The organism is Rhizobium sp. rho-13.1, assembly GCF_007000305.1.
Classification (GTDB): Bacteria; Pseudomonadota; Alphaproteobacteria; order Rhizobiales; family Rhizobiaceae; genus Rhizobium; species Rhizobium rhododendri.
Window position 1 is genome coordinate 275,438 of the sequence record NZ_SCFL01000003.1, and the last position, 14,105, is coordinate 289,542.

Annotated in this window: 12 protein-coding genes; 10 read left to right on the forward strand and 2 right to left on the reverse strand. The window is 61.7% G+C overall.

The window, feature by feature from the left end; translation table 11 throughout:
• The first annotated feature begins 4 nt into the window (after window positions 1-4).
• Genes EQW76_RS12575 through lpdA form a run of 3 tightly spaced genes read left to right on the forward strand, consistent with a single transcriptional unit; the run spans window position 5 to window position 2,845 of the window.
• Window positions 5-760 carry an SDR family oxidoreductase gene (locus EQW76_RS12575; RefSeq protein WP_142824719.1) on the forward strand — a complete coding sequence of 252 codons (756 nt, stop codon included), beginning with the start codon at window positions 5-7 and terminating at the stop codon, window positions 758-760.
• Window positions 761-773: 13 nt separating this feature from the next.
• Window positions 774-1,412, forward strand: coding sequence for a LysE family transporter (locus EQW76_RS12580; RefSeq protein ID WP_142824720.1), 639 nt, complete (start codon window positions 774-776; stop codon window positions 1,410-1,412).
• Between the two features lie 26 nt (window positions 1,413-1,438).
• Window positions 1,439-2,845: a dihydrolipoyl dehydrogenase gene (gene lpdA / locus EQW76_RS12585; RefSeq protein WP_142824721.1), complete on the forward strand. Its 1,407-nt coding sequence runs from the start codon at window positions 1,439-1,441 to the stop codon at window positions 2,843-2,845.
• A 510-nt stretch (window positions 2,846-3,355) separates the two neighbouring features.
• Here lpdA and EQW76_RS12590 read toward each other — a convergent pair.
• Together EQW76_RS12590 and EQW76_RS12595 are read right to left on the reverse strand one after the other, a co-directional pair.
• Window positions 3,356-4,447: a TraB/GumN family protein gene (locus EQW76_RS12590; protein ID WP_142824722.1), complete on the reverse strand. Its 1,092-nt coding sequence runs from the start codon at window positions 4,445-4,447 to the stop codon at window positions 3,356-3,358.
• Window positions 4,448-4,531: 84 nt separating this feature from the next.
• A complete protein-coding gene (locus tag EQW76_RS12595) occupies window positions 4,532-5,467 on the reverse strand; it encodes a tyrosine recombinase XerC (RefSeq protein ID WP_142824723.1) in 936 nt (311 codons plus the stop codon).
• 139 nt (window positions 5,468-5,606) lie between these two features.
• On the opposite strand from EQW76_RS12595, the gene EQW76_RS12600 reads away from it, so the two are divergent.
• From EQW76_RS12600 to atpD, 7 genes are all read left to right on the forward strand, one after another.
• Entirely contained in the window at window positions 5,607-6,560 is a 954-nt protein-coding gene (locus tag EQW76_RS12600) for a 1-acyl-sn-glycerol-3-phosphate acyltransferase (protein WP_142824724.1), read from the forward strand.
• A gap of 80 nt (window positions 6,561-6,640) precedes the next feature.
• Window positions 6,641-8,860 (forward strand): primosomal protein N', encoded by a 2,220-nt coding sequence (locus tag EQW76_RS12605; protein ID WP_142824725.1) that lies wholly within the window; start codon window positions 6,641-6,643, stop codon window positions 8,858-8,860.
• Window positions 8,861-8,977: 117 nt separating this feature from the next.
• Window positions 8,978-9,361 carry a DUF4345 domain-containing protein gene (locus EQW76_RS12610; protein ID WP_142824726.1) on the forward strand — a complete coding sequence of 128 codons (384 nt, stop codon included), beginning with the start codon at window positions 8,978-8,980 and terminating at the stop codon, window positions 9,359-9,361.
• Between the two features lie 246 nt (window positions 9,362-9,607).
• Complete coding sequence (locus EQW76_RS12615; protein ID WP_202617160.1) at window positions 9,608-10,174, forward strand: F0F1 ATP synthase subunit delta; 567 nt, start codon at window positions 9,608-9,610, stop codon at window positions 10,172-10,174.
• Complete coding sequence (gene atpA / locus EQW76_RS12620; RefSeq protein WP_142824728.1) at window positions 10,174-11,703, forward strand: F0F1 ATP synthase subunit alpha; 1,530 nt, start codon at window positions 10,174-10,176, stop codon at window positions 11,701-11,703. Before EQW76_RS12615 ends, atpA begins: the two co-directional genes overlap by 1 nt.
• Window positions 11,704-11,732: 29 nt before the next feature.
• Window positions 11,733-12,620, forward strand: coding sequence for a F0F1 ATP synthase subunit gamma (locus EQW76_RS12625; RefSeq protein WP_142824729.1), 888 nt, complete (start codon window positions 11,733-11,735; stop codon window positions 12,618-12,620).
• Between the two features lie 21 nt (window positions 12,621-12,641).
• Window positions 12,642-14,096: a F0F1 ATP synthase subunit beta gene (gene atpD / locus EQW76_RS12630; protein WP_142824730.1), complete on the forward strand. Its 1,455-nt coding sequence runs from the start codon at window positions 12,642-12,644 to the stop codon at window positions 14,094-14,096.
• The last annotated feature ends 9 nt before the right edge of the window (window positions 14,097-14,105 follow it).

The window sequence follows — 14,105 nt, forward strand, 5'->3', positions numbered from 1 at the left end:
TGATATGGGCAGCGACCGTCCCGTGCTTCTCGTCACCGGCGGCAGCCGCGGAATAGGCGCAGCTATCGCGCTCTCCGCAGCGAAGCAGGGTTTCGCCGTGGTCGTCAACTACGCGACGAACCGAAGCGCGGCCGAAGCCGTGGTCGATGAGATTGCAAGCAACGGCGGGCAGGCTGTCATCGCCGAGGGAGACGTCGGAAGTGCTGCCGGGATAGCCTCGATGTATGCAGTCGTCGATACTCATTTCGGCCGCATCGACGGCCTGGTCAATAATGCCGGTGTTGTCGACATGACCGCGCGGGTGGATGAGATGTCCTGGGACCGGCTCGAGCGGATGTTTCGCATCAACATCACTGGCTCTATCTTTTGTGCGGGCGAAGCCGTCAGGCGGATGTCGACACGGCATGGCGGCAAGGGCGGTGCTATCGTCAATATTTCCTCTGTGGCAGCGACGCTCGGCTCGCCGGGCCAGTATGTCGACTATGCCGCCTCCAAGGGTGCAATCGACACATTCACGACGGGCCTTGCCAAGGAAGTTGCGGCAGAGAATATCCGGGTGAACGCTGTGCGTCCGGGTATCATCGACACCGAGATCCACGCTTCCGGCGGACTTCCGGATCGGGCGCGGGATCTGGCCCATCTGGTGCCGATGCAGCGGCCCGGCGAGGCGCAGGAGATTGCCGATGCGGTGTTGTTCCTGTTGTCACCGTCGGCTTCCTATATTACGGGTGCCATCCTAGACGTCAGCGGCGGACGCTGAGAGGGGGGCAAATATGCAATATCTGTTCGAATTCCTGGGCCTGATGGCGGTGTTCTCCATCTTCATCGTCGTGCCCGGCGCCGATTTCGCCGTCGTGCTGCGCCAGAGTGTCGTCCATGGCCGTCGGGCTGCCATGATGACCGGCGTCGGCATGGGCTTTTCGCTGCTGTTCCACATCAGCTACACCATCCTCGGCCTCGGCCTGATCGTCTCTAAATCGCTGTTGCTGTTCAGCGTGATCAAATGGGCCGGTGTTGCCTACCTCGTCTATCTCGGCATCAAGTCGTTCCGGGAACCGGGTTTCAAGGTTGCCGATATCGCGGTGACGGAAGACGACCGCAAGCCGGTGTCCGCCTGGCGATGCCTGGCAACAGGCTTCATCACCAATGCGCTGAACCCTAAGCCAGTGCTGTTCTTCCTGTCGCTGTTTTCGACCCTGGTCCACCACGACACGCCTGCGCTCATCCAGTTCAGCTACGGCATCGGCATGGCGACGGCGCTCGTTGCCTGGTTTGCCGCAGTCTCGGTATTCTTTACCGTCAAGCCGATCCGCGACCGCTTCATTGCGGGCGGAAAATGGTTCAACCGTATCACCGGAGCGGCCTTGGTCGGCTTCGGCCTTCGTCTCGCCCTGGCGCGCGCCGCCGACTAACCGGAAAAATCCAAGAGGAATTCTCGATGTCTTATGATGTGATCGTTATCGGAACCGGCCCTGGCGGCTATGTCTGCGCCATCAAGGCAGCACAGCTGGGCATGAAGGTCGCTGTCATCGAGAAGCGCGCCACGTTTGGTGGCACCTGCCTCAACATCGGCTGCATTCCCTCCAAGGCCCTGCTGCATGCCTCCGAGATGTTCCACCAGGCCGGTCACGGCATGGAAGCGCTCGGCATCGAGGTCGCTGCTCCAACCCTGAACCTGCCCAACATGATGGCTCACAAGGATGCCACCGTGAAGTCGAACGTCGAGGGTGTCGCGTTCCTGTTCAAGAAGAACAAGATCGACAGCTTCATCGGCTCAGGAAAGATCGTCTCGGCCGGCAAGGTTTCGGTCACCGGCGATGATGGCCAGGTCCAGGAAATCGAAGGCAAGAACATCGTCATCGCCACCGGCTCGGACGTTGCGGGCATTCCGGGCGTCCACGTCGATCTCGACGAGAAGATCATCATTTCATCCACCGGCGGCATTGCGCTGGAGAAGGTCCCGGCGACGATGATCGTCGTCGGCGGCGGTGTCATCGGTCTCGAACTCGGATCCGTCTGGTCGCGTCTCGGCGCCAAGGTCACGGTCATCGAATATCTCGACACCATCCTCGGCGGCATGGACGGCGAGGTGTCGAAGCAGTTCCACCGCCTGCTCGCCAAGCAGGGGATGGACTTCCACCTGGGCGCCAAGGTTACCGGCGTCGAGAAGTCGGCGACGGGCGCCAAGGTCACCTTCGAGCCGGCCAAGGGCGGTGAAGCGACCTCGCTCGATGCTGACGTCGTGCTGATTGCCACCGGCCGCAAGCCGTACACCGCCAACCTCGGCCTCGAGGAAGCCGGCGTCGTGCTCGACAACAGAGGCCGCGTTGAAATCGACCACCACTTCAAGACCAACGTAGCCGGCATCTATGCCATAGGCGACGTCGTGAAGGGTCCGATGCTCGCCCACAAGGCGGAAGACGAAGGCGTCGCGCTGGCGGAAATTCTCGCTGGCCAGGCCGGCCACGTCAACTACGACGTCATCCCGAGCGTCGTCTACACCCAGCCGGAAGTGGCTTCCGTCGGCAAGACAGAGGAAGAGCTCAAGGCCGCTGGCGTCGCCTACAAGGTCGGCAAGTTCCCGTTCAGCGCCAACGGCCGCGCCCGCGCCATGCTGGCAACGGATGGCTTCGTCAAGATTTTGGCCGACAAGGAAACCGACAAGGTCCTCGGTGGCCACATCATCGGCTTCGGTGCCGGCGACATGATCCATGAAATCGCCGTGCTGATGGATTTCAGCGGCTCTGCAGAAGATCTCGGCCGTGTTTGCCACGCCCATCCGACTATGTCGGAAGCCGTCAAGGAAGCAGCCATGGCTGCCGCCTTCAAGCCGATCCATATGTAAAATCGAAAGGAGCGCCAAGGCCTCTCGCCCTGGCGCTCCTGCGCTTGCTTCGATGCCAGCCAACTGCAGGCATGCCAAAATGCGTCGCGCCTGATATGGCCGAACGTGATGGGGAAATGGCAAGCAGCCGGGTGGCTGGTGTTGTTTGTGTCGGGGTGTGGCTGCCTGCCGATCGGTTGCGATTTGACGATATCGATACGGGGGTCCGAATTCCGCTACCCGATATCCCGATCACTCAGCCCAACGCCTCGTGATCATCGCTTCCAACCATCATCGGACACCGGATATCGTCCCGTTGGAGCGACCGGTTCGCGACCCGGCTTCCCCTTCCTTTGACCTCTGCAGTATAGGCCCACCGGCAGGTATGGGGATGAAACAAGCCTCGAAAATCTGTAAGAACCTGATTTGACTGCGTGAAAAAATAAATCACGCCGGATTTATCCCCCATGCCGAAAACTGTGTTATGGGGCCGCAAATTTGCTTAGGTGAGACGCTCCTCGAGCCGCCAGATCAATCAACCGCCGTCAGCGTAAAGCCCTGCTTGCGGAACAGTTCGACCAGGCCCTGGTCGCCTGACAGGTGCAGGGCGCCGACGGCCATGAAGACGTTGCCGTTGGCAAGGATCGGCGCGGCGCGCTCGGCCATGACCTTGTTGCGGTCGAGGATGATGCGCTGCTCGAAGGAGGCGTAATCGCCGTCGCTATCGGTGTCTTCGCCATCGGGCGTGACGACCTTCAGCATAGCCATCGTCGCCCCGGCATTGCCGGACAAATAGAGTTCGGTCATCGTCTCGACGACGTCGTTCATCTTGTCGCCGAGCTGCAGGGTTTCGATCAGCGACTTCAGGTGGAAGGCGGCCGGCAGGTCGGCCATGGCCTGAAGCTGCTCGACGAGCGTTTCCAGCCCCTTGACCTGCTTGCCGGCTGCGGCTGCGTCGTTGGCGATCTTCTGGTCGAGGAACTGTGCGCCCTTGGCTTTGCGCGAGAGTTCGCAGGACGGCAATGCGACGACGCTGGAGATCATCCATGGCTGCATATGCGACACCGCGCCCAGCGTGATGCCGCGTTTGGCAAGGCCGGCCTCGAGCTTGGCGGCGTCGGCTGCCGGCAGCAGCGAATTGATCGTCGCGCCGTTGGCGAGCATGGTGAGGTCCGGGCGGGCGAGGATCGCCATCGTCGCCTTCTTTTCATCGAGTATTTCGTCGGATTCGACGATGATCGTGTCGGCCTTGGCGTCCGCTTCCGCCGCGCCCTTCGGCATGACCAGCACGCGCGGATCGGTGACGTGCATGGTGCCGAGCAGCCAGGAGGTCTTCACTCCGGGCTTTTCAATCTTCCAGAAAATGCTGCGCCCGTTCGCGACCTTGTCACCGTCAGCGAGGAAAGACGCGTATTTCGCCGGATCGTTCTTCTGCAGTTCGGCAAGCAGGTTCCTGCCGCCGCAGGCCGCATCGTCTGCGGCATGGGCGGGCGCAAAAGAAGCCAGCGTGACAACCAGCGTGACGGCGAATGCAAGGGGCAGGGACGCCGCCGCCCAGAAGCCGGCGTTGCCGAGCGTCGAAAGGATGGCGGGCCGGGTCTTCTGGCGGTAGACTGATGTCATGACGATCTTTCAGCGGACGGGATCTGCATCTGCTCTACCCCGCGCGGAGCGGATATTCTCTTAACGCATTCGGTTAACCGGAGTTTAAGCCCGCGGATGGGCGCGGTCATAGACTTCGAGCAGGCGGGCGGAATCGACGCCGGTGTAGACCTGCGTCGTCGACAGGCTGGCGTGGCCGAGCAGCTCCTGGATGGTGCGAAGATCGCCACCGCCGGCCAGCAGATGGGTGGCAAACGAGTGCCGCAGCGCATGTGGTGTTGCCGTTTCCGGCAAGTTGAAAGCGCTGCGAAGTTTCTGCATGCCGCGCTGGATAAGGCCGGGATGCAGCTTTCCGCCGCGAGCGCCGCGAAACAGCGGCAGGGCCGGGTCGAGATCGTAGGGGCAGAGCTGCTTGTACCGCTCCACGGCATCGACGACGACTGCCAGCAGCGGCACGATGCGCATCTTGTTGCCCTTGCCGGTGATGCGCAGCGACGTTGCGCCGGGGCGGAGATCGTCCGGCATGAGATCGAGCGCTTCCGAGATGCGCAGCCCGCAGCCGTAAAGCAGCGTCAGCACGGCGGCGTCCCGCGCGGCGATCCAGGGTTCCTCGTGCATCTGGGCTTCGTCGCTGACGACATTGATGGCCTGGCTGTCGGACAGTGGCTTCGGCAGAGATTTCGGTTGCTTCGGCGAGCGGACGGCAGCGGCACCGGCAGCGTTCACCAGCCCTTTTTTCTCCAGGTAACGCAGGAGAGAGCGCAATCCGGCGAGATTGCGGCCCAGCGAGCGTGCACCGGCGCCATCGCGGCGGCGGTTCGCCAGAAAGGCGCGGAAATCGGCCGGGCGCAGGGCCTGGATGTCCTTCAATGTGGTCGGGCCGGCAAGGTGGCCAGTGAGGAAAAACAGGAACTGGCGTGTATCGCGCTCATATGCATCCAGCGTGTGGGCGGATAGCCTGCGCTCGCTGCGGAGCGCCTCCAGCCATTTCTGGCGCTCGTCCAGAAGCTGGGGATGGGCCATGATCAGGATCTCGCCCACGGTAAACCTCTTGAATTCCAATTTTAGGCTGCCACTTTGCCTCAATGAGAGTTATGGAATCGCTAACGTTCCGGCTGGCGTGTCATGCTTCGATCATCTTACGCCGCGATAACCACGACATAAGCATGCAGGACCTTCCATGACGCGCCGCGATTCTACCTCGACCCTCGGACAGCTTGCCGGCGCCATCGCCCTGGTGTCGCAGGGAAGGCCCGGCCATATCGTCGATACGCTGATCGCCGAGCGCGGCGAGAAGATCGTCAAGAGCCCTTTCTGGCCGCTCATCCGTCCCTTCCTGCACGTGCTGCTGCGCTATCACAAGGCGATCCGTTTTGCCGACGATGTCGCCAAGCTTCCCGGATTCCAGTCCTTCGAATATATGAGCGACCTGCTGCAGCTCGACATCCGCTGCCAGAATGCCGAGCGTATTCCGGCCAGCGGCGGCTTCATTCTGGTGAGCAACCATCCGACCGGCATTGCCGACGGTGTGGCGATCTTCGACCTGATGAAGGCGCGCCGGCCGGACATGATGGTGTTTGCCAATCGGGACGCGGTGCGTGTCAATCCGCGCTTTGCCGAGATGATCATTCCGGTCGAATGGCGCGATGAATACAAGAGTAAGCTGAAGACGCGCGAGACGCTGGTTCTTACCAACAAGACGGTCGAGGAAGGCAAGGCAATGGTCCTGTTTCCCTCCGGTCGCATTGCCTACTGGGCGAATGGCAAGCTGAACGAGCGGCCGTGGAAGACGTCGGCGGTCGCGCTGGCACGAAAATATAATCTGCCGATCCTGCCGGTGCATCTGTCGGCGCGCAATTCCGGCCTGTTCTACTGGTTTGCCAAATGGTCCACCGAACTCCGCGACATGACGGTGTTTTATGAACTGCTCAACAAGCGCGGCGACCGCTTCGACTTCCGCGTCGGCAAGCTGATATCCCCGGACCAACTGGAAGGCGATGTCAACGAAGTGACGAGGGCGCTGGAAAAGCTGACGGTGCATGACATGGCGGCGGACGCCGATGCCGAGTTCACGCCGCTTTCGTCACCGACAAGCGAGCTGGCACCGCGCCCGCTCGTTGCGAATTCGCTCTGACGCGACATTCCCAAGTTGGTGATCATTCGGCACCATTCGCCGGTTTCATTTCTTTCCAACTCCGGGCATGGTCTGCCGTAATGAACAACGATTCCTCCGATCTGTTCGGCGCGCTTGCGAAGGTGCCGCCGGTGACGCGTACTGTGCCAGTTCTGGTGCCTATGCCTGCGCCTCGGCCCTATTCCTATGCCGTGCCCGAGGGTATGGCGGTCGAGCCCGGTTCGGTCGTGCAGGTGCCGCTGGGTCCGCGCCAGGTGATCGGCGTCGTCTGGGACGGTGGCGATGACAACGGCGTCGACCCCAAGAAGCTGCGGCCGATCACCCGTGTCTTCGACTGCCCGCCGCTCGCGAAAGAAATGCGCGACTTCATCGACTGGGTGGCGACCTACACGCTTTCGCCACCCGGTCATGTGGCGCGGATGGCCTTGCGCGTGCCGGCTGCCTTCGATCCGGAGCCGATGGTCGAGGGGCTCAAGTTCGTCGGCGGCGCACCCGACCGGCTGACACCGGCCAGAAGCCGCGTGCTGGAAATGGCCGTCGGCGCGCCTTCGTGGACGCGTAGCGGCCTCGCGCACGCTGCCGGCGTGTCGACAAGCGTGATCGACGGTCTGGTAAAGCAGGGGGTTTTCGAGACCATCTTCCTCACCCCGCCGCCTGTCGTTGCCAAGCCGGATCCGGATTTCGTCGCTGCCCGGCTGGAGGGGCCGCAGAAGCAGGCGGCAGTCGAGGTGATCGACGAGGTCAGGAACGCGACGTTCTCGGTATCTCTGATCGACGGGATCACCGGGTCCGGCAAGACCGAGGTCTATTTCGAGGCGATTGCCGAGACTTTGCGGCAGGGACGGCAGGTGCTGATCCTGCTGCCGGAAATTGCCCTGACAGCAAGTTTTCTCGAGCGGTTCCAGCAGCGCTTCGGATCGAAGCCCGCCGAATGGCATTCCGATCTCGCACCGCGCACGCGCGAAAAGGTCTGGCGGCAAGCTGTAACGGGGGATGTGCGCGTGGTCGCCGGTGCGCGCTCGGCGCTGTTCCTGCCGTTCGAGGATCTCGGGCTGATCATTGTCGACGAAGAGCACGACCCTGCCTACAAGCAGGAGGACCGCGTCTTCTACAATGCCCGCGACATGGCTGTGGTGCGTGCCCGGATCGGCGATTTTCCCGTGGTGCTGGTGTCGGCGACGCCATCGGTCGAAAGCCAGGTCAACGGCCAGAGCGGCCGGTACAGCACCATCCACCTGCCGACGCGCTTCGGCGATGCGGCGTTGCCGGATCTTCACCTCGTCGATATGCGCCGGCATGCTCCAGATCGCGGCGGTTTCCTGTCGCCGGTGCTGTTGCGTGCGGTTGGAAAGACGGTCGCGGACGGGCACCAGGCGCTGCTGTTCCTCAACAGGCGCGGCTATGCGCCGCTGACCCTCTGCCGCGTCTGCGGACACCGCTTCCAGTGCCCGCAATGCTCCAGCTGGCTGGTCGAGCACAGGTTTCGCCAGCAGTTGCAGTGCCACCAATGCGGCCATGCGGAGAGGACGCCGGAAGCCTGCCCGGAGTGCGGCACCTTCGATCATCTCGTGGCCTGTGGACCCGGTGTCGAGCGCGTCGCCGAGGAGGTGGAGAAGCATTTTCCGGATGCAAGGACCATCGTCCTGTCCTCCGATATTCTCGGCGGCGTCAAACGCTTGCGGCTGGAGCTGGAGGCGATCGCCAATGGCGAGGCGGATATCGTCATCGGCACGCAGCTGGTGGCGAAGGGCCACAATTTCCCGCTGATGACGCTGGTCGGTATCGTCGATGCCGATATCGGGCTTGCCAATGGCGACCCACGGGCGGCCGAGCGGACATTCCAGCTGCTGAGCCAGGTCACCGGCCGCGCCGGTCGGACCGGCCTGAAAAGCCATGGCCTGCTGCAGACCTACCAGCCGCAGCATCCCGTCATGCAGGCGATCGTCTCGGGTGACGCGGCTGCGTTTTACGAACGCGAGATTTCGGAGCGGGAAAGAGCTCTGCTGCCGCCGTTCGGACGGCTTGCCTCGATCATCGTCTCGGCCGAAACGCGCCAGGATGCCGAAACCCATGCGCGCGGTATGCGCAACGCCGCGCCCAACGTGCCGGGCATTGCCGTTCTCGGGCCGGCGGAAGCGCCGCTGGCGCTGGTGCGCGGCCGGCATCGGTTCCGGCTCCTGGTGCACGGCCGGCGCAATTCGGACATGCAGGGTTTTTTGCGCACCCTGCTGGCGCAAGGGCCGAAGGAGCGCGGCTCCGTCCATGTGCAACTCGATATCGACCCGCAGAGCTTTTTGTAAACCGAGCCGCTGCCGACAGCATTGGTTACCAAAACCATGGGGCGGGGCATCCATATTTCCTCGACACGGACTTCGTGCCATAAGGCCGGCAATGCTTCAGATGATTTGGGAACGGTGATGGAATTTTATTTTCCGACTGAACGGGGCGAACAGCTCGCCTATTGCGCGGCTGCCTTTACGGCCTTGCTCGGGCTCTTCATGATGTTTGCGCCTGGATATGCCTATCGCATTCTCGGTCTGCAGCCGCGCGAGGGTCGCCTCGGCGCCTATGCGGAGGCCCGGTCGATGGGCGGATCGTATATCGGCTTCGGCCTGATGGCGATCCTTCTGGCACAGCCCATGGTTTATCTCGCCCTCGGCACGTCTTTCGCGCTTGCAGCATTCGGGAGGGTGCTGTCGCTGATGTCGGACCGTGGAAACGTCGTCGTCAACCTGGTGATGCTTGTCATCCAGGTAGCTCTTGCAGCTTTGCCGATTATCTATTTTCTCGGCTGGATTTGAGCAGAATTTGACCTGCGCCAACTCGTCGCGGGGAGAATTCGGCTTTTTGCGGCAGAAATCCCCGCGAAAGGCGCAATAGGGACCGAGGTGTGTTGCGAGTCTCAACTTCCTATGTTAGACGGGCTCGGAAATGGGAAGAAGCGGGGGCATCTCCCGCGGATTTCTTGGGGGAAATCAAAACCAATTCAAAGTCCTAGGCATCCGCACGCCCGGATCCTAACTTTAGGGTTGAAATCAGGGAAAATTGTGCCCGTGGCAGACACATCCCATCCTATATCCGGTGTGGCAGAGCGATATGCATCGTCTTTGTTCGAGCTTGCGCTCGCCGAGGGCGCCATCGCCCAGGTGACTGCCGATCTCGACCGTTTCCAGGCCATGCTCGACGAAAGCGAAGACTTGCGGCGTTTCGTTGCCAGTCCGGTCTTCTCGTCCGGAGACCAGGTCAAGGCCATCGAGGCTTTGTCGGCCAAGGCTGGGATCACCGGTTTCTTCGCAAACTTCCTGAAGGTCGTTGCGCGTCACCGTCGTCTCTTTGCGCTGCCGGGCATGATCCGCTCTTTCCGCCTGATCGCTGCCGAGCAGCGTGGCGAAGTCACTGCCGAGGTCAGTTCCGCGCATGCGCTGACGCCGGAGCAGGAAAACGAATTGAAGGTGGCGCTGAAGAGCGTTACCGGTAAAGAAGTCACGGTCGCCGTAACGGTGGACCCGTCTATTCTTGGTGGTTTGATTGTGAAAGTGGGGTCGCGACAGATTGATACGTCGCTACGCACCAAACTTTCTACCCTTAAGCTTGCATTGAAAGAGGTTGGCTGATGGATATCCGCGCCGCGGAAATTTCCGCAATTCTGAAAGACCAGATCAAGAATTTTGGCCAGGAGGCTGAGGTTTCCGAGGTCGGCCAGGTTCTCTCCGTCGGTGACGGCATTGCCCGCGTCTACGGTCTGGATAACGTCCAGGCCGGCGAAATGGTCGAGTTCCCCGGCGGAATTCGCGGCATGGCCCTCAACCTCGAATCCGACAATGTCGGCGTCGTGATCTTCGGTTCCGACCGTGACATCAAGGAAGGCGACATCGTCAAGCGCACCGGCGCCATCGTCGACGTTCCGGTCGGTCCTGAACTGCTCGGCCGCGTCGTTGACGCACTCGGCAATCCGATCGATGGCAAGGGCCCGATCAACGCGACCCGCCGTTCGCGCGTCGACGTCAAGGCTCCTGGCATCATCCCGCGCAAGTCGGTGCATGAGCCGATGTCGACCGGCCTCAAGGCCATCGATGCCCTGATCCCGGTTGGTCGTGGCCAGCGCGAGCTTGTCATCGGTGACCGCCAGACCGGCAAGACCGCCATCATTCTCGACACGATCCTCAATCAGAAGGCCATCCACGACAACGGCCCTGATGCTGAAAAGCTCTATTGCGTCTACGTCGCCATCGGCCAGAAGCGCTCGACGGTTGCCCAGTTCGTCAAGGTGCTCGAAGAGCGCGGCGCGCTGAAGTACTCGATCATCGTTGCTGCCACCGCGTCCGACCCGGCGCCGATGCAGTACCTCGCACCGTTTGCCGGTTGCGCCATGGGCGAATACTTCCGCGACAACGGCCAGCACGCTCTGATTGGCTATGACGATCTTTCCAAGCAGGCCGTCGCCTACCGCCAGATGTCTCTGCTGCTGCGCCGCCCGCCAGGCCGCGAGGCCTACCCAGGCGACGTTTTCTACCTGCACTCGCGTCTTCTCGAGCGTGCTGCCAAGCTTTCCGACGAAAAGGGCTCCGGTTCGCTGACGGCTCTGCCGGTCATCGAAACACAGGGCAACGACGTTTCGGCCTTCATTCCGACCAACGTGATCTCGATCACCGACGGCCAGATCTTCCTTGAAACCGATCTGTTCTACCAGGGTATCCGTCCTGCTGTGAACGTCGGCCTGTCGGTTTCCCGCGTCGGTTCGGCCGCTCAGGTCAAGGCGATGAAGCAGGTTGCCGGTTCGATCAAGGGCGAACTTGCGCAGTATCGCGAAATGGCTGCCTTCGCGCAGTTCGGCTCGGATCTGGACGCCTCGACGCAGCGCCTCCTGAACCGCGGCGCACGCCTGACCGAACTCCTGAAGCAGCCGCAGTTCTCGCCGCTGAAGACGGAAGAGCAGGTCGCGGTGATCTTCGCCGGTGTGAACGGCTATCTCGACAAGGTCGCTGTCAGCGATATCGGCAAGTTCGAGCAGGGCCTGCTGTCTTATCTGCGGTCTGACGGCAAGGATATCCTTGACGCCATTCGCGACCAGAAGGCCATCAGCGACGATATCAAGGGCAAGCTCCAGGCTGCCATCGATACCTTCGGCAAGTCTTTCGCCTGATCAAGGCATCACTTTAGGACGGATAACGGATGCCTTCACTTAAGGATCTGAAAAACCGGATCGCCTCCGTCAAGGCGACGCAGAAGATCACCAAAGCGATGAAGATGGTCGCAGCGGCGAAGCTTCGGCGTGCTCAGGAGGCGGCCGAGGCTGCCCGCCCTTACTCGCAGCGCATGGGCGCCGTGCTTGCAAACATCACGCAGGCGGTCGGCACCAGTGACGAGGCGCCCGCGCTGATGCGTGGAACCGGTCAGGACAAGGTACATTTGCTCGTCGTCTGCTCGGCCGAGCGCGGTCTTTGCGGCGGTTTCAATTCGCAGATCGCCCGATTTGCACGCGATCATACCCGCAGGCTGCTGGCCGAAGGCAAGACGGTCAAGATCTTTACCGTCGGCAAGAAGGGTTACGACATCCTGCGTCGCGAGTTTGCTTCGCTGATCGTCGAGCGCAAGGAACTTCGCGACGTCAAGAAGATCGGCTTCGCCAATGCCGATGAAATCGGCAAGCGCATCGTCGAGATGTTCAATGCCGGCGAATTCGATGTCTGCACGCTGTTCTACTCCGAATTCAAGTCCGTGATATCGCAGGTGCCGACGGCGCTGCAGCTTATCCCGGCGATCGTGCCGACTGCACCGGTCGCGACGGAAGCGACCCAGGCGAATGCGATCTACGAATACGAACCCGATGCCGCGTCGATCCTGACGGATCTGATCCCGCGCAACATCTCCGTCCAGGTTTTCCGCGCGCTCCTCGAGAACGTTGCCGGTGAGATGGGCGCGAAGATGAGCGCGATGGATAACGCGACCCGGAACGCTGGTGAGATGATCAACAAACTGACGCTCAGCTACAACCGCCAGCGTCAGGCGCAGATCACCAAGGAACTCATTGAAATCATTTCGGGCGCGGAAGCGCTCTGAGGTTAGGAAGAGGGTAAGAATATGGCTATGGCAGCTACCCCCGCAGCAGCAACGCCTGCAGTCGGTTCGACCGGCAAGATCACGCAGATCATCGGACCCGTCGTTGACGTTGTGTTCGACGGCGAACTGCCGAAGATCCTGAATGCGCTGGAAACCATGAACAACGGCAACCGCCTTGTTCTGGAAGTCGCGCAGCACCTCGGCGAAAACGCCGTCCGCACGATCGCCATGGACGCCACCGAAGGTCTCGTTCGCGGACAGACCGTCACGGACACCGGCACCCCGATCACCGTTCCGGTCGGCCCCGAGACGCTCGGCCGCATCATGAACGTCATCGGCGAGCCGGTCGACGAAGCAGGTCCGCTGGTCACCGCGACCAAGCGTTCGATCCACCAGGAAGCACCTGCCTATATCGAGCAGTCCACCGACGCGCAGATCCTCGTTACCGGCATCAAGGTCGTCGACCTGCTCGCACCTTATGCCAAGGGCGGCAAGATCGGCCTGTTCGGCGGCGCCGGCGTTGGCAAGACCGTTCTGATCATGGAATTGATCAACAACGTCGCCAAGGCGCACGGCGGTTACTCGGTGTTTGCCGGCGTCGGTGAACGCACCCGCGAAGGCAACGACCTTTACCACGAAATGATCGAATCCGGCGTGAACAAGCTGGGCGGCGGCGAAGGCTCGAAAGCAGCTCTCGTCTACGGTCAGATGAACGAGCCACCAGGTGCGCGCGCCCGCGTTGCGCTCACCGGCCTGACGATCGCCGAAGACTTCCGCGACAAGGGACAGGACGTTCTGTTCTTCGTCGACAACATTTTCCGCTTCACGCAGGCTGGTTCGGAACTGTCGGCTCTGCTGGGCCGTATTCCTTCGGCCGTGGGCTATCAGCCAACTCTGGCCACCGACATGGGCCAGATGCAGGAGCGCATTACCACGACGACCAAGGGCTCGATCACATCGGTTCAGGCGATTTACGTCCCCGCCGACGACTTGACCGACCCGGCTCCGGCCACCTCGTTCGCCCATCTGGACGCAACGACGAACCTGTCGCGTTCGATCGCCGAAAAGGGCATCTATCCTGCCGTCGATCCGCTGGACTCCACCTCGCGCATGCTCGACCCGCTGGTCGTCGGCGAAGAGCACTACGAAGTTGCCCGTAAGGTTCAGTCGACCCTGCAGCGCTACAAGGCCCTGCAGGACATCATCGCCATCCTCGGCATGGACGAACTGTCGGAAGACGACAAGTTGTCGGTTGCCCGCGCCCGCAAGATCGAGCGGTTCCTTTCGCAGCCGTTCTTCGTTGCCGAAGTCTTCACCGGCGCTCCGGGCAAGCTCGTTGCGCTCGAAGACACGATCAAGGGCTTCAAGGGCCTCGTGAACGGCGATTACGACCACCTCCCGGAAGCTGCCTTCTACATGGTCGGCACCATCGAGGAAGCGGTCGAAAAGGCAAAGAAGCTGGCTGCTGCCGTTTGATGCTTGTCG